The following is a 15,143-nucleotide window of genomic DNA, read 5'->3' on the forward strand; positions in this document are numbered from 1 at the left end:
TCAACAAACACCATACGCGATACCGGTGTCACGCAGATACCGCCGATAGGCCGCGCTCAAGCGATCGGCGGCACACATGGCTTCGCCGCCCGCATACAGCGGCAGGCGCTTGGGCGTTTGCGACTCGAGAATCGGTTGGTCCTGGGCGAAGATCATCGCCTGGAAAGTGCGCAGGGACTCGTCTGGGGTGTCGAAATCGGTGGTGTGTTGCACGAACCAGACGCGGCAAGATTCCTCCTGCATCGGGCAGACCCAGAGCACGTAGGCATCGGCGGGTCCGTCACCGTCGGGGCGCTTCTGCAACATCGCCGCAAAAGGGCTGAGCACCTCGTAGCGGTAGCGCACCCAGGTCCCCTGCTGCGCACCCGCGCTCGCCCGCGGTTGCCAGGCCGGGTAGTCGGCGACGAATGGCCGCCCGTCGGGCGTGTGCGAAACCGCGCAAGGGGGAACGTCGGCATGCGCGGGCTCGCCAAGCCAGCCGTCGTGCACGAAGGCAAAGTGCGCCGTGTCCAGAAAGTTCTCCACCACGCGTGGAGCGCTCGTGGCCACGTCGAACGGGCCGTGCGCGACGCAGCGCGGCGGCAGGTCTGGCAGCGCCGGCACCGCCACGCTGGGCTGACCCAGACAGACCCAGACCATGCCGTGGGCCTCACAGGCGGCATACGCGTGCGCCGCTTGGGCTGGTGCCGGGATAAACGCCGGCAAGGCGGGAATGGCGCGACATCGGCCCGCCCCGTCGAAGCGCCAACCGTGGTAGGGACACTGCAGCTGGCCCTGCACCACGGCACCCAGCGACAGCCGCGCGCCGCGGTGGGGGCAGCGGTCGGCCAAGACCTGCACCGCGCCCGCCTCATGGCGCCACAGCACCAATGGCTCGCCCAGCAGCCAGCACGACAGCGGCGTGGGGCCCACGGCGCTGGCCAGCGCCACCGGCCACCAATGGTCGCGCTCGACCATCACTTACCCGACGGCACCTTGCCCTCGACCCCCTTGACGAAGAAGTTGACCTGGTCTTTCCAGGCCTGATCGGCCTTGACGTCCTTGGCCAGCACTTCCTTGCCGGTGTTGTCGACGATGGGGCCGGTGAAGACCTCGAACTCGCCGCTCTTGAGGCCGGCCTTGACCTCCTCGACCTTCTTCTTGGCCTCCTCCGGCACGACGTCGGCGATCTTGATCAGGTCGTTGAGGCCTTCCTTGACACCCCAGATGGTGCGCTTGTTACCCTGCCAAGTGCCGTCGAGCACTTCCTGCACCGCTTGGATGTAGTATGGCCCCCAGTTGACCACGGCCGACGCCAGGTGTGCCTTCGGACCGAAGCTGCTCATGTCGCTGTCCCAGCCGAAGGCGTATTTGCCGTTCTTCTCGGCCGTCTGTAGCACAGCGGTGGAGTCGGTGTTTTGCAACAGCACGTCGGCACCCTGGTTGATCAGGCTCTGGGCGGCCTCGGTCTCCTTGGGCGGGTCGAACCAGCTGTTGACCCACACCACCTTGAGCTTGATGTTGGGTTTGACGCTCTGCGCGCCCAGCACGAAGGCGTTGATGTTGCGCAGCACCTCGGGGATGGGGAAGGAGCCGACGAAGCCCAACGTGTTGGTCTTGGTCATATGCGCGGCGATGATGCCGGCCATGTACGTGTCCTGATAAAAGCTGGCGTCGTAGACGCGCATGTTGTCGGCGGTCTTGTAGCCAGTGGCGTGCTCGAACTTGACGTCTGGAAATTCACTGGCCACCTTGAGCATCGGCTCCATGTAGCCGAATGAGGTGGCGAAGATGATCTTGTTGCCCTGCGCCGCCAGGTCGCGGATGACGCGCTCGGCGTCGGCCCCTTCGGGCACGCTCTCGACGAAGGTGGTTTGCACCTTGTCGCCGAAGTGCGCCTCGACGGCTTTGCGACCCAGGTCGTGCGCGAACGACCAGCCAGCGTCACCCACCGGGCCCACGTACACCCAGGCGGCCTTGAGCGGCTGGGGCTTGGGTGCCTCGGCGGCCGGCGCCGGGGCTGGCGCCTTGGCGGCTTCTTCCTTCTTGCCGCAGCCCACCAGCGCCGAGCCGGCCACCAACCCCAGCGCCGCTGCCTTGGCGGCGGTCTTGAGCCATTCGCGTTTGCGCATATCGATCATGGAAACACTCCTTGAGAAAAAATGGGCGATCTTCACGACCCAGGATGAAACGGTTTGCCCAGCGACTGCGGCATGTGGGTGCGAATCCACAGGGGCGAGCGCGAGATGAGCACCAGCACCACGATGGTGGCCAGGTACGGCAGCATGGTCAAGAACTGGCTGGGCACCGCCACCCCCATGCCCTGCAAGTGGAATTGCAGCATCGTCACCCCACCGAACAGGTAAGCCCCCAGCAAAACCCGTGCCGGTCGCCAAGTGGCAAACGTGGTCAGCGCCAGCGCGATCCAGCCCTTGCCCGCAATCATGCCTTCCACCCACAGCGGGGTGTAGACGGTGGACACGTAGGCCCCCGCCAGCCCGCACAGCGCGCCCCCCAGCACCACCGCCAGCAGCCGGATGCGGCGCACGGGATAGCCCAGCGCATGCGCCGATTCAGGGCTTTCGCCCACGCTGCGCAGCACCAGCCCGGTGCGCGTGCGATCGAAAAGCCACACCAACGCCAGCGCCAGCGCGATGGCGCCATAGACCAGCACGTGCTGCCGAAAAAGCGCCGGGCCAATGAACGGCAGATCGGCCAGCAGCGGCACCGCCGGTGCCACCAGCTCTGGCAGTTTGTACTGGGTGTAGGGCTGCCCGGCAAACGCCGACAGCCCCGCGCCCAGCAGGCTCAGCGCCAGGCCGGTGGCATACTGGTTGGTGTTGAGGTAGATGACCAGCCAGCCAAACAGCAACGACAGCAGCGCCGCCACGCCCATGCCGGCCAAAAACCCGACCGGGTGCACCCCCAGGTGCACCACGGCGGCGAAACCGGCCAAGGCCCCGCACAGCATCAAGCCCTCGGCCCCCAGGTTGACGACGCCCACCTTCTCGTTGATGAGCAGGCCCAGCGCCGCAATCGCCAACACGGTGCCGGCGTTGAGCGTGGCCGCGATCAGCAGAGCCAGCGCTTCCATCAGCCCTTCCTCCAACGCAGACGGTAGTGGATCAGTGTGTCGCAGGCCAGCAACGTCAGCAGCAACAGGCCCTGAAAGACGCCGGTGATCGACTTGGGCAGCCCCAGCCGCGACTGGGCGAGCTCACCACCGATGTAGAACAGGCTCATGAGCAGCGCCGAGCCGACGATGCCCAGCGGATGCAGACGACCCACGAACGCGACGATGATGGCCGCAAACCCATATCCCACCGGCACATGGGGCGTGAGCTGGCCCACCGGCCCCGCCACCTCCAGCGCACCGGCCAGACCGGCGAGCGCACCCGTCACGCCCATGGCCACCCACAGCGCGCGCCGCGACGAAAACCCCGCATAGCGCGCCGCCGCCGGCGCCAGTCCCCCCACCTGCTGCGCAAACCCGGCGCGCGTACGAAACAGAAACACCCACACCGCTACCACCGCCACCAGGGCCATCACCAGGCCCCAATGCAGTCGCAGTCCGGCGTACAGGCGCGGCACCATCGCCTGCGGGTCGAAGCGTTGCGTCTGCGGAAAGTTGAACCCCATCGGGTCTTTCCACGGCCCATAGACCAGGTAGTTGAGCACCTGCACCGCCACGTAGACCAGCATCAGGCTGACCAGGATTTCGTTGGCGTGAAAGCGGTCGCGCAGCAGCGCCGTGATCGCGGCCCAGAGCCAGCCGCCGACCACACCGGCCAGCAGCACCACGGGCCAGACTGGCCAAGCGGCCCCGGCCAGCGCCAGCGCCGTGCCGCTGGCGAACACGGCACCGATGATGAACTGCCCCTCGGCACCGATATTCCAGACATTCGAGCGAAACCCGATCGCCAGTCCCAGGCCGATGAGCAGCAGCGGTGTGGCCTTGAGTAGCAGCTCGCTCCAGGCGCGGGCGTCTCGCATCGGCTCCCAAAAAAACACCCGCAGACCGGCCACGGGATCCTTGCCCAGCGCCGCAAACAGCGCCATGCCGATGACCACGGTGATGGCCAGCGCCAGCAGCGGCGACGCCGCGCTCCATGCGGCCGACGGCTGGGGACGCAACTCAAGCCGCAGCATGCTGCCCCTCCTGCACCGGTTCTGGCGCCTGCGGCCACAGGCCCGACATCCACTCGCCCACGCGCTGGGGGGTGGCTTGCGCCACCGTCAACGGCGGCGACAGCCGACCGCGCGCCATCACATACAGCCGGTCGCACAGCTCGAACAGCTCGTCGAGCTCCTCGCTGACGACGAGCACCGCGCACCCAGCCTCACGCAGGGCAACGATCTCGGCGCGGATCTGCGCCGCGGCCCCCACGTCCACCCCCCACGTGGGCTGCGCGACGATGAACACGCGCGGGCGCGCGTCGATCTCGCGCCCGACGATGAACTTTTGCAGATTGCCGCCCGACAGCGACTGCGCGGCGGCATCCGGCCCCGCGGCCTTGACCCGGTAGCGCTCGATGAGGTCGCGCGCCTGCGCCCGCAGCGCCCCCAGGTGCAGCCAACCCGCGGGGCCCACGGCCTCGCGCCGCGTCAGCAGCAGGTTGTGCGCCAGCCCCATGGAAGGCACGGCGCCGCGCCCGAGGCGCTCTTCCGGCACGAAATGCAGGCCCTGGCGTCGCCGCGGACCTGGCCCCAGACGCGCGATGTCGCGCCCGTCCAAGCGGATGGAGCCGGGCGGCGCCGCCGTGACCTCGCCGGACAAGGCGGCAAGCAACTCGCGCTGACCATTGCCCGACACCCCGGCGATACCGACGATTTCGCCCGCACGCACCTGCAAATCGACCGCCTGCAAGTCGGTGCCAAACGGCTCGCTGCTGGGCAGGGTCAGCGCGCAAACGTCCAGTACGACGTCGCCGCTGGCCGCGCGGTGCGGCGGCAGCGCGGGGGGCTCGCTGCCGATCATGAGCCGCGACAGCTCGGCATTGCTCGCCTGACGCGGGTCGCACACACCCGTCACGCGCCCGCCACGCATCACGGTGCAGGTGTCGCACAGGGCCCGGATCTCGTGCAGCTTGTGGCTGATGTAGAGGATGCTGCAGCCTTCGCTGGCGAGCTGGCGCAGCACGCCGAACAAGCGCTCGACCGCCTGCGGCGTGAGCACGGACGTCGGCTCGTCCAAGATCAGCAACTGCGGCTGCGTCAGCAGGGCGCGCACGATCTCGACGCGCTGGCGCTCGCCCACCGAGAGCGTGTGCACCGGCCGCCGCGGATCGATCTCCAGCCCGTACTCGCGTGCCTTGACCTCGATGGACTCGCTCACCTCGCGCAGCGACAGGGCCGCGTCGAGCCCGAGCCAGACATTCTCGGCCACGGTCAGCGTCTCGAACAGGCTGAAGTGCTGAAACACCATGCTGATGCCCAGCGCGCGTGCCTCTTGCGGGTTGCGCACGTGCACCGGGCGGCCGTTGAAGAGCACGGCACCGTCGTCGGGCTGCACTGCGCCGTAGATGATTTTCATCAAGGTGGACTTGCCCGCGCCGTTTTCGCCCAACACGGCATGGATGCTGCCCGGCTGAACCTCCAGCGAGACGCCGTCGTTGGCCACCACGCCGGGGTAGCGCTTGGTGATGTGGTGCAGTTGCAGTCGCGGCGGAGGGCTCATGGCGCGGTATCGGGGCCGGTGGATCGGAAAGCAGATTCGCGCGCGGCGCGGGACGCGTGCGAAGGTGCGGATGGTAACGGGGTTTGGCCGTCGTGTGCCGGGTCGCACAGACCCGCCGCGACATCGCGGATGGCCTGGCGCAGCCATTGCGCGGCGGGCGAGGCGTGCGTGCGCTCGTGCCAGAGCTGGTAGTACAGCAGCCGAGGAAACCGCAACGGTGGCGCTACGATCGCCACCGGCAGCGTGTCCACGAAGCGCTGGCAGTACTGGCGGCCCGTGGTCAGCACCAGCAGGCTCTGGCTGACCATGGCCGGAATCAGCCCGAAGTGCGGGCAACGCACCACGATGTTGCGGGTCAACCCCTGCTGCGCGAGGTGGTCGTCGATCACGCCGCGTGCGCCAGGCGCCATCGGAGTGGGGGCCACGTGTTCGGCCTGCAGCCACTCGGTCAGCGTCCAGCCCCGGCGCAGTGCCGGGTGCCGGGTCGAGACCAGGCACACCACCTCATCCCCGAATAGCCGCCCTTGGTGCAGGTCATCCGGCGCCTGCGGCCAGTTGCCGATCACCACGTCCACCTCGCCCTGGGCGAGGCGATACCGGTAGTCGGCTTCGCCCGACAGGGGCTGGATATCCACGCGCGCCAGCGGCGCGCTGGCCTTGATGTGTGCCACCAACCGCGGCAAAAAACACGGGTCGAGATAGTCGCTGGCCGCGATGGCGAAGATGTGCGTGCCGTGCGCGGGGTCGAACGCGCGCGCGCCCGCCAGCATCGTCTCCGTTTGGCGCAGGATTTCGGCCGCCGGCGCGATCATGCGCTGCGCGACGGCCGTGGGCACCATGCCCGAGCCGGCACGCACGAGCAGTGCATCGCCCGTCAGCCGCCGCAAGCGGCGCAGCGCGGCGCTCACCGCCGGCTGGTGCATGCCCAGACGGACGGCGGCGCGCGTGACACTGCGTTCGGTCAGCACCGTATACAACACCCGGATCAGATGGATGTCGATGCTGTCCCACGGAAGCGGACGTGACATACCTCGGCGTTTATGACGGTCATAACCCGAATCGTATGACACTTGCGCCCGTCGGGCGTACTCTGACGCCCATGAACGTGTGCGACGCCACCCCACTTCGCCCGCCAACGTTGACGCTGGTGCACCGCGGACGGCTGCGGCGCCTGACCGACGTGCCACCGGACCGCACCCTGCTCGCCCTGCTGCGCGATGACTTGGGGCTGACCAGCGTCAAGGAGGGGTGCGCCAGCGGCGACTGCGGCGCGTGTACGGTGGCAGTGGCCGATCGGGCGCCGGACGGAACCTTGCGTTGGCGCGCGCTCAACAGCTGCATCCGCCTGGCGCACGCCGCGCATGGTTGCGCCGTCTGGACCGCCGAAGACCTGACGCGAGACCCGCTGATCACTCGACACGGCGCCCTGCACCCCGCGCAGCAGGCGCTGGTGGACGCGCACGGCACGCAGTGCGGTTTTTGCACCCCGGGCTTCGTCATGAGCCTGTTTGTGCGCTATCAACGACGGGGGCCGGACAGCCCCCTCACGCACCCCCTCACGCGCGAAGAGGCCCTGCAAGCGCTGTCCGGTAATTTGTGCCGCTGTACCGGTTACCGCCCCATTCTGGACGCCGCACAGGCGATGACGGCCCTGCCCCCGGCCGCGGTCGACGAGGCCGCGCTGGACGCCCTGCTGGCCGAGGCGGCCCGCGAGGAGGCCGACGCCGACCCCGCCTCCGACGCGGCAGCCGCCTACTGGGCCCCGCGCGAGCTGCGTGACCTGTTGATCGCCCGCGCGCGCTGGCCGCAGGCGCGGCTGGTGGCGGGCACGACCGACGCTGGCCTGTGGATCACCCAGCAGCGCCAACGGCTGCCGCAGGTGCTGGATGTGACGCGTTGCGCGGCCTTGCAGCGCATCGAGTCGGTGCGCGACACCGACGGCACCCAGGTTCTGCGCATCGGCGCTGCAGCCACCCTGCACGATGCCTTCGCGGCGCTGCAGCGGCACTGGCCGACGCTGCAGGGGTTTTTCGAGCGCTTCGCGGGTCAGCCCATCCGCTACGGCGGCACGCTGGGGGGAAACGTGGCCAACGGCTCGCCGATCGGCGACTCGATGCCGCTGCTGATCGCTCTGGGGGCTGCGGTCGTTTTGCTGCGCTGGGATGGATCGGCGATCGCGGAGCGCCGGCTGCCGCTGGAGGATTTCTACCGCGGCTATCGCCAGACCGACTTGGCCCCCGACGAAATCGTGGGCTACGTGGAGGTGGCGCTCGGCGACGGCAGCGCGCTGCCCGAGGTGGTCGCGCACAAGGTTTCCAAGCGCTTCGAGGACGACATCTCGACCGTGTGCCTGGCCGTCGCGCTGCGGCGCGACCGCGAAGGGCGGGTTGCCGAGGTGCGCATCGGCGCGGGCGGCGTGGCCGCGGTACCGGCACGCGCACGGCGCACCGAGGCCGCCTTGCGCGGCCAACCCTGGTGCGCCCAAACGGTGCGCGCCGCCGCCGAGGTGTTGCAGGCCGAGTTCGAACCGCTGAGCGACGGACGCGCCAGCGCCGAGTACCGGCACGCGCTGTTGGGCAGCTTGCTCTGGCGCACCTGGTTGCAAAGCGCCGACCCAGCGCCCAACATGCCAATCCGGCTAGACGAGCCCGACCCCTGGCACACGCTGGCGCAAGCCGTGGTGGAGGCACGCACATGAACGCCCCGCTGCTCCTGGACACACCCGCTCCCACCGCGTGCGGGCGCAGCGTCGCGCACGAAAGCGCTCGGGCGCAGGTCGAGGGGCTGGCGCCCTATGTGGACGACCTGCCCGAGCCGCGCGGCACCTGCTACGCCGCCCCGATTCTGTCGCCGGTGGCGCATGGGCGGCTGTGGGGGCTGGAGACGGCCACCGCGCTGGCCATGCCCGGTGTGCTGGCCGTCGTGACGGCCGCTGACATCCCCGGCGACCCGATACTGGCCGCGTTCGCGCACGACGAACCGATCTTGGCGCAAGACACCGTGCAGTACGCGGGCCAGGTGTTGGGGCTGGTGGTGGCGCGCGACGTCACGACGGCGCGGGCCGCGGCACGCGCCGTGCAGGCGCGCATCGACCCCTGGCCCGCCGTGCTCGATGCGCGTGCCGCCCATGCGCAGCGGCAGTATGTGCTGCCGCCGGTGCACGTGCGGCGCGGCGACGCGGCCGCCGCCATCGCGCAGGCGCCGCACCGCTTGACCGGCTCGTTTGCCGTTGGCGGGCAGGAGCACTACTACCTGGAAGGCCAGGTGGCGCTGGCCATCCCACAGGAGCAGGACCAGTGGATGGTGCTGTCGAGCACCCAACACCCGGGCGAGGTGCAACATTGGGTGGCCCACGCGCTGGGGCTGGCCAACCACCAGGTGCGGGTGGAGTGCCGACGCATGGGCGGCGGCTTCGGTGGCAAGGAAACGCAGGCCGGCCACGTCGCGGTCTGGGCCGCGCTGGCCGCGCACAAGGTGGGCGCACCGGTCAAGCTGCGGCTGGATCGCGGCGACGACATCCTCATCACCGGCAAGCGCCATCCGTTTACCTACGACTACGCCGTCGGCTTCGACGATGAGGGTCGCATCCTGGGACTCGATTTGTCGATGTTCCTGGACTGCGGCTTCTCGGCCGATCTTTCGGGCCCGGTGGCCGACCGCGCCGTGTTTCACAGCGACAACGCCTACTTCGTGCCGCACGTGGCGCTGCACAGCTACCGCTGCCGCACGAACAAACAAAGCGCCACCGCCTTTCGGGGCTTCGGCGGCCCGCAGGGCATGGTGGCGATCGAAACCATCCTCGGCGACATCGCCCGCCACCTGGGGCGCGATGCGCTGGACGTGCGTCGCCGCAACCTATACGACGACGCCCCCGCCCCGGTCTGGACGGCGCCGCTGCCCACCGGCAGCAACCCGCTGCCCGCTCGGCGCGACACGACGCCCTACCAGATGCGGGTGGAGGACAACATCCTGCGCCCCCTCATCGACACCCTGGCCGAGCGCTGCCGTTATGCGCAGCGGCGCGCCGCGATTGCCGCCTGGAACGCGCGCAGCCCCGTCATCCAGCGCGGCCTGGCGCTGACGCCGGTCAAGTTCGGCATCAGCTTTACCGCCACACTGTTCAACCAGGCGGGGGCGCTGGTGCACGTCTATACCGACGGCAGCGTGTTGGTCAACCACGGCGGCACCGAGATGGGCCAGGGCCTGCACACCAAGGTGGCGCAAATCGTGGCCGATGAGCTGGGTGTGCCGCTCGAGCGGGTGCGCGTCAGCGCCAGCGACACCGCGCGCGTGCCCAACGCGAGCGCCACCGCCGCCTCCAGCGGCACCGACCTCAACGGCCGCGCGGCCCAGTACGCCGCGGCCAGTGTGCGCGCCAACCTGGCCGCTTTCGTCGCCGGGCTGGACGGCTGCGGCGCGGGCGAGGTTCGCTTCGAGGGCGGCTGGGTGCGCTCGCCCCGGGCGCGTCGGCGATTCGACGACGTGGTGCGCGAGGCCTATGCCAACCGCATTCCCCTCTGGAGCGACGGTTTTTATCGCACGCCCAAGATCCACTACGACAAGACCACGCTGACTGGGCGGCCGTTTTATTACTTTGCCTACGGCGCGGCCTGCAGCGAAGTGGCCATCGACACCCTCACGGGCGAGCTGCGCGTGCTGGCGGTGGACATCTTGCACGACGTGGGGCGCAGCATCAACCCGGCGATCGACATCGGCCAAATCGAAGGCGGCTTCATCCAAGGCATGGGGTGGCTGACCACCGAGGAGCTGGTCTGGCGCGCCGATGGCCAATTGTGGACCACCGGCGCCAGCACGTACAAGATCCCGTCTGCGGGCGACCTGCCGCCGCACTGGCGCGTCGACCTGTGGCCACAGGCCAACCGCGAGGACAACGTGTACGGCAGCAAGGCGGTGGGCGAGCCACCGTTCATGCTGGCCATCAGCGTGTGGGAGGCGGTGCGCGACGCCGTGGCCAGCGCCCGCCGCCGCGCTGGTCTGCCTGCCGACGGCCCGCTACCGATGGACGCCCCCGCCACCCCGGAGCGCATCTGGCGCGCCTGCCAGCTGCGGTGAAGGCGGCGCCGTGCGCCCCCCGCGTGCATCCATCACACCAGCAGCAGCGCCCGAAAATCGTTGACGTTGGTGTGCGTCGGCCCGGTGACGAACAGGTCTCCCAGCGCCGCGAAGAAGCCATAGCTGTCGTGCCGGTCCAGACACGCCTGGGCCGACCACCCCAGCGCCCGGGCTCGCACCAGCGTGTCTGGTGCAACGAACGCGCCCGCATTGTCCTCGGTGCCATCGATGCCGTCGGTGTCGGCCGCCAGCGCCCACACGCCCGGCAAGCCGTCCAGCCCCAGCGCCAGCCCGAGGGCGAATTCGGCCGCACGCCCGCCGCGCGCGCGCTCGCCCACGGCCAACTGGGGCGGGCGCACCGTCACCGTCGTCTCGCCGCCCGACAGCAGCACGCACGGCGGCTGAAACGGCCCCTGCCCTTGCCGCGCATAACGGGCCAGCCCCGCGTGCACCCGGCCCACCTCGCGCGACTCGCCCTCGATCGCATCGCCCAGCACATGGGCCCGCAGGCCCAAGCGGCGCGCCTCATCGGCCGCGGCCTGCAGCGCCTGGTGCGGCGTGGCCATCAGGCGCACGGTGCAATCGGTCCAGCGCGGGTGGTCGGGCTTGGGCGTTTCCAGCCGCCCATCGAGCAGCGCCTGCCGCACCGGCTCGGGCAGCGCGATACGGTAGCGCTCCAGCACCGCTAGCGCGTCGGCGGCGGTGCTGGGGTCGGGCACGGTCGGGCCACTGGCGATGGTCGCGGGGTCGTCCCCCGGTACATCGCTGATCGCCACCGTCCACACCGGTGCGGGCGCTGCGGCCAGCGCCAATCGTCCGCCCTGGATGCGCGAGAGATGTTTGCGCACGGCGTTCATCTCGCCGATGGAGGCGCCGCTGAGCAGCAGCGCGCGCGTGATGGCCTGCAAGTCGGCCAACGTCAAGCCGGGCGCGGGCAGCGCCAGCAAGGCCGAGCCGCCACCCGAGACCAGCGCGATGACCCGATCGTCGGCCGTCAAGCCCTGCACCGCCGCCAGCATGCACTCGGCGGCACGCACGCCCGCCGCGTCGGGTACGGGGTGCGCCGCCTCCAGAATGTCGATGCGCGGCGCCAGCCCCGCCGGGCGCGGCGGCGTGTGGCCGTAGCGGGTGACCACGACGCCCGCGAGCGGCGCCTCGGCGGGCCAAGCGGCCTCGAGCGCGTGCGCCATCGCACCCGCTGCCTTGCCCGCACCCACCACCACGGTGCGCCCGCGGGGCACGGGGGGCAGATGGTGCCGCAGCTGCGCGGCTGGCAGTGCGCGCTGTACGGCGGCGTGATACAGCCGCGTCAACAGCGCACGTGGCTCGCACTCGAAATCCGTGCTCATCTGTCCGCTTTCTGCAAATCGGCTGCGCGGCGACGCAGCCCCAGGCATTCGATCCACCCCAGCCCCGCCTCGGTGCCGCCAGCTGCCGCGTCGGCTGGCAGGTATTCCGCGCCGATCCAACCGTCCCAGCCGCTGGCAATCATGGCATCGGCCAGCGCCGCCCAGTCAACCGTGCCCGTGCCGGGCTCGTGGCGCCCGGGACAGTCGGCCCACTGCACATGGCCCACGTGAGGGTAGCACCGCTGCCACACGGCCAGCGGATCCTGCCCCATGCGCGCCACGTGGTAGGCGTCGAACTGCAGCCGCAGCCCCGGGTGGGCCACCCGCGCCAGCACGGCCAGCGCCACCTCGACCGTATCGACCAAAAAGCCCGGGATGTCGAGGCTGTTGATCGGCTCCAACCGCAGCCCGATGCCGGCTCGCGCGCACGCGTGCGCCGCGGCGCGCAGGTTGTCCACCAGCGTATCGAGGGCCTGCTCGCGCGTCACCCCGGCAGGGGGCACGCCAGCGATCACGTTGAGCTGTGGCACCCCCAACGCAGCCGCGTACGCCAGCGCCTGCGCGATCCCGGCGCGAAACTCGGCCACCCGCTCCGGGTGGCAGGCGATACCGCGCTCCCCCGCCGTCCAATCCCCGGCGGGCAGGTTGTGCAGCACCAGGCGCAGCCCGTGGCGCCGCAGTTCGGCCGCGATCGCCGCGGGCGGGTGGTCGTACGGAAACTGGCACTCCACGGCGGTGAAGCCGCACGCCGCCGCAGCCCGGAAGCGCTCCAGAAACGGCCGCTCGGCATACAGCAGGCTCAGGTTGGCTGCCAGGCGCAGCCGCGCGCGGGGGCTCACACGGTCGAAGGGATGGGACACGTCGGACTCTCCGGTCGGACGCCCGTGCGGGCATCCAGTTGCGCGTAAGGAGGCAGGCCCTGCAGAATCAAGCGCCCGTAGCCCGTGGTCAGCAACCGCGGGTCGTAGCAGACGATGCGGGCGCGGTCGTCTTCGGTGCGGATGGCGCGCCCGATCCACTGCAGCAGCCGGATCGCGGTCGCCGGCACGACGAGCTCCATGAACGGGTCGCGCCCGCACGCGCGCAGCCACTCGGCGCGCGCCTCCCCCACGGGGTCGTCGGGCGGGGCAAACGGCAGCTTGGTGATGAACAGGTCCTCGCACAGCGCGCCCGGCAGGTCCAGCCCCTCGCCAAACGACTGCAGGCCAAACAGGATCGACGGCTCACCGGCGGCGACCCGCTCGCGGTGCTGCGCCAGCAGCCGGGTTCGGGGCAAGGACCCTTGCACCAGCACGCGGTCGCGCCATTCGGGCGGCAGCTCGGCCGCCACCTGCTGCAGGTGCACACGCGAGGTGAACAACACCAATGCACCACGCCGCACCGACGGCAGATCGCGCAGCAACGCGGCTTGCACCGCGCGCTGGTAGGCCGCCCCGTCTTTGGGGTCCACCGTCACCCCGCCCAGCACCAGCGCACCCTGGCGGGCATGATCGAACGGGCTGTGCGCCTCTAGCGTCTCGACGTCGGCATCGTCGGCCAGCCCCACTTCGCGCAGAAAAAAATCGAACCGCCCGCAGCTGGTCAGCGTCGCCGACGTCAGCACGGCCGCCCGCACATGGGTCCAGAGCTGGCTGCGCAGCAGCCCGGCGGACTGGATCGGACTCGCGTGAGCCGACACCCGCACCGTCTCGCCCCCACGCCCCGGGCCGCTGGCGGCGAGCGTGAACCATTTGGCCAGCGGCGCCTCGCCCGCCGCTGGCTCGTGCAACAACCAGCGCGCGGTGTCATACACCGCTTCCAACCGCGGCGCGAGCGTGCCCAACTGCGCGTAGCGCTGCGACAGGGTGGATGCCTCTTGCGGCCGTTCACGCAGCGCCGTGCGCAGCGCCTGGCCCGTGGCGCTCAAGGCCTGCAGCAAGACGTCCGCCGCGGCCACGGCCGCTGACAGCACCGCATCGAACCCCTCGGGCAAACGCCCGCGCGGCAGGCGCACGCGCAGCGGCTCGGCCCCCTGCAACCGGGCACCCCAGTGCTGCACGGCCAGGCGCACCAGCTCCTGGAGCGCCGCACGCAGGCGCGCTGCGGCCTCTGGCACCGGCGCCACGTCGTCCAACTCGACCTCGGTGGCAGCCTTGAGGATCTGGCTGGCCAACCGGTCGATCCAGGCCAGCCGCGACAGATTGGCGCGACGGGCGAACTGCTCGAGCGCGATCGCGGGCAGGTGGTGCGCCTCGTCCAGCACCAGCAGGCACTGGTCGAGCTCGGGCAACTGGCGCGACCCCAGCGTGGACAGCAGCAAATCGTGATTGACGACGATGACCTGCGCGCCAGCCAGCGCCTTGCGCTGCTCGAAATACGCACAGCCGCCATAGAGCGGACAGTGGCGCGCGCTGCAAGAGGCCGCGTCCGCCGCGACCGCGCTCCACCACGCTGGCTCGGGCGGCTCCGACAGCTCGTCCCGGTCACCGTCCCAGCGCCCCAGGGCCAAATCCTGCGCGCGCGCCCGCAGCCACGCCAAGCGGTCCGCGCTGACCGCACCCGCCGCCCCCGTAGCCAAGAGATCGTCCTCGTCGTCGGCGTCGGTGGGCGCGTCGGGGTCGGTGAGCCAGCGTTCGAGCTTGAGCCGACAGACGTAGCGGCCGCGCCCCTTGGCCAGGGCGTAGCGAAACTCGAACGGCAAGCGCCGCGCCAGCGCCGGCAGGTCTTGGTTCACCAGCTGCTCCTGCAGGGCGACGGTGGCGGTCGAGACGACGACGCGCGTCTGCCGTGCCCGTGCCAACGCGATGGCCGGCGCCAGGTAGGCGAGCGATTTGCCCACGCCGGTGCCGGCCTGCACCACCGCCAGCCGCCGCCGCAGCTCGGCGTCGCCGTCGGGTTTTCCCAGTGACGCGGCCGCCAACGTGCGGGCGACATGCTCCGCCATCGCCCGCTGGCCCGGGCGCATGCGCAGCCCGCCGGCGTCGATGACAGTATCGAACGCGGCGAGCGCCTGCGCGGCCCAATCCTCCGTGTTGTTCATAGACCCACAGTGTGACACAGCCAACACTTTCACCCCCATAATTCGG

General features: G+C 70.3%; 11 protein-coding genes. 2 read left to right on the forward strand and 9 right to left on the reverse strand.

What is annotated here, in order from left to right:
• Genes ACPP3B_RS02005 through ACPP3B_RS02030 form a run of 6 tightly spaced genes read right to left on the reverse strand, consistent with a single transcriptional unit; the run spans window position 1 to window position 6,684 of the window.
• On the reverse strand, window positions 1-957 hold the full coding sequence (locus ACPP3B_RS02005; protein WP_424860128.1) for a Rieske 2Fe-2S domain-containing protein: 957 nt from the start codon (window positions 955-957) through the stop codon (window positions 1-3).
• The gene (locus ACPP3B_RS02010) at window positions 957-2,120 is read right to left on the reverse strand and encodes a BMP family ABC transporter substrate-binding protein (protein WP_424859562.1); all 1,164 of its coding nucleotides are present in this window, start codon (window positions 2,118-2,120) and stop codon (window positions 957-959) included. The genes ACPP3B_RS02005 and ACPP3B_RS02010 overlap by 1 nt, the downstream gene beginning before the upstream one ends.
• 32 nt (window positions 2,121-2,152) lie before the next feature.
• Entirely contained in the window at window positions 2,153-3,073 is a 921-nt protein-coding gene (locus tag ACPP3B_RS02015; RefSeq protein ID WP_299021501.1) for an ABC transporter permease, read from the reverse strand.
• Window positions 3,073-4,128 carry an ABC transporter permease gene (locus ACPP3B_RS02020; protein ID WP_299021503.1) on the reverse strand — a complete coding sequence of 352 codons (1,056 nt, stop codon included), beginning with the start codon at window positions 4,126-4,128 and terminating at the stop codon, window positions 3,073-3,075. Before ACPP3B_RS02020 ends, ACPP3B_RS02015 begins: the two co-directional genes overlap by 1 nt.
• A complete protein-coding gene (locus ACPP3B_RS02025) occupies window positions 4,115-5,656 on the reverse strand; it encodes an ABC transporter ATP-binding protein (protein ID WP_299021505.1) in 1,542 nt (513 codons plus the stop codon). Before ACPP3B_RS02025 ends, ACPP3B_RS02020 begins: the two co-directional genes overlap by 14 nt.
• Window positions 5,653-6,684 (reverse strand): LysR family transcriptional regulator, encoded by a 1,032-nt coding sequence (locus tag ACPP3B_RS02030; RefSeq protein WP_424859563.1) that lies wholly within the window; start codon window positions 6,682-6,684, stop codon window positions 5,653-5,655. Before ACPP3B_RS02030 ends, ACPP3B_RS02025 begins: the two co-directional genes overlap by 4 nt.
• 71 nt (window positions 6,685-6,755) lie before the next feature.
• Between ACPP3B_RS02030 and xdhA the strand changes: the two genes are divergently transcribed.
• Window positions 6,756-8,354, forward strand: a complete 1,599-nt coding sequence (xdhA, locus tag ACPP3B_RS02035) for a xanthine dehydrogenase small subunit (protein ID WP_424859564.1) — start codon at window positions 6,756-6,758, stop codon at window positions 8,352-8,354.
• Window positions 8,351-10,729, forward strand: coding sequence for a xanthine dehydrogenase molybdopterin binding subunit (xdhB, locus tag ACPP3B_RS02040; RefSeq protein ID WP_424859565.1), 2,379 nt, complete (start codon window positions 8,351-8,353; stop codon window positions 10,727-10,729). Before xdhA ends, xdhB begins: the two co-directional genes overlap by 4 nt.
• A gap of 32 nt (window positions 10,730-10,761) precedes the next feature.
• Here the strand turns inward: xdhB and ACPP3B_RS02045 are convergent, their stop codons facing one another.
• From ACPP3B_RS02045 to dinG, 3 genes are read right to left on the reverse strand one after another with little or no spacing between them, the layout of a single operon-like run.
• A complete protein-coding gene (locus tag ACPP3B_RS02045; protein ID WP_424859566.1) occupies window positions 10,762-12,078 on the reverse strand; it encodes a glycerate kinase type-2 family protein in 1,317 nt (438 codons plus the stop codon).
• Complete coding sequence (locus ACPP3B_RS02050; RefSeq protein WP_299021514.1) at window positions 12,075-12,938, reverse strand: hydroxypyruvate isomerase family protein; 864 nt, start codon at window positions 12,936-12,938, stop codon at window positions 12,075-12,077. The genes ACPP3B_RS02045 and ACPP3B_RS02050 overlap by 4 nt, the downstream gene beginning before the upstream one ends.
• Complete coding sequence (dinG, locus tag ACPP3B_RS02055) at window positions 12,914-15,097, reverse strand: ATP-dependent DNA helicase DinG (protein ID WP_424859567.1); 2,184 nt, start codon at window positions 15,095-15,097, stop codon at window positions 12,914-12,916. Before dinG ends, ACPP3B_RS02050 begins: the two co-directional genes overlap by 25 nt.
• Window positions 15,098-15,143 lie beyond the last annotated feature (46 nt).

The organism is Tepidimonas sp. HKU77, assembly GCF_049728535.1.
GTDB lineage: Bacteria > Pseudomonadota > Gammaproteobacteria > Burkholderiales > Burkholderiaceae_C > Tepidimonas.

Bases quoted from the DNA above. Each gene is read 5' to 3' on its own strand.
- dinG (WP_424859567.1), bottom strand. From the start codon at position 15,097: ATGAACAACACGGAGGATTGGGCCGCGCAGGCGCTCGCCGCGTTCGAT.
- xdhA (WP_424859564.1), top strand. From the start codon at position 6,756: ATGAACGTGTGCGACGCCACCCCACTTCGCCCGCCAACGTTGACGCTG.
- ACPP3B_RS02045 (WP_424859566.1), bottom strand. From the start codon at position 12,078: ATGAGCACGGATTTCGAGTGCGAGCCACGTGCGCTGTTGACGCGGCTG.
- ACPP3B_RS02015 (WP_299021501.1), bottom strand. From the start codon at position 3,073: ATGGAAGCGCTGGCTCTGCTGATCGCGGCCACGCTCAACGCCGGCACC.
- ACPP3B_RS02020 (WP_299021503.1), bottom strand. From the start codon at position 4,128: ATGCTGCGGCTTGAGTTGCGTCCCCAGCCGTCGGCCGCATGGAGCGCG.
- ACPP3B_RS02025 (WP_299021505.1), bottom strand. From the start codon at position 5,656: ATGAGCCCTCCGCCGCGACTGCAACTGCACCACATCACCAAGCGCTAC.
- ACPP3B_RS02010 (WP_424859562.1), bottom strand. From the start codon at position 2,120: ATGATCGATATGCGCAAACGCGAATGGCTCAAGACCGCCGCCAAGGCA.
- ACPP3B_RS02030 (WP_424859563.1), bottom strand. From the start codon at position 6,684: ATGTCACGTCCGCTTCCGTGGGACAGCATCGACATCCATCTGATCCGG.
- ACPP3B_RS02005 (WP_424860128.1), bottom strand. From the start codon at position 957: ATGGTCGAGCGCGACCATTGGTGGCCGGTGGCGCTGGCCAGCGCCGTG.
- xdhB (WP_424859565.1), top strand. From the start codon at position 8,351: ATGAACGCCCCGCTGCTCCTGGACACACCCGCTCCCACCGCGTGCGGG.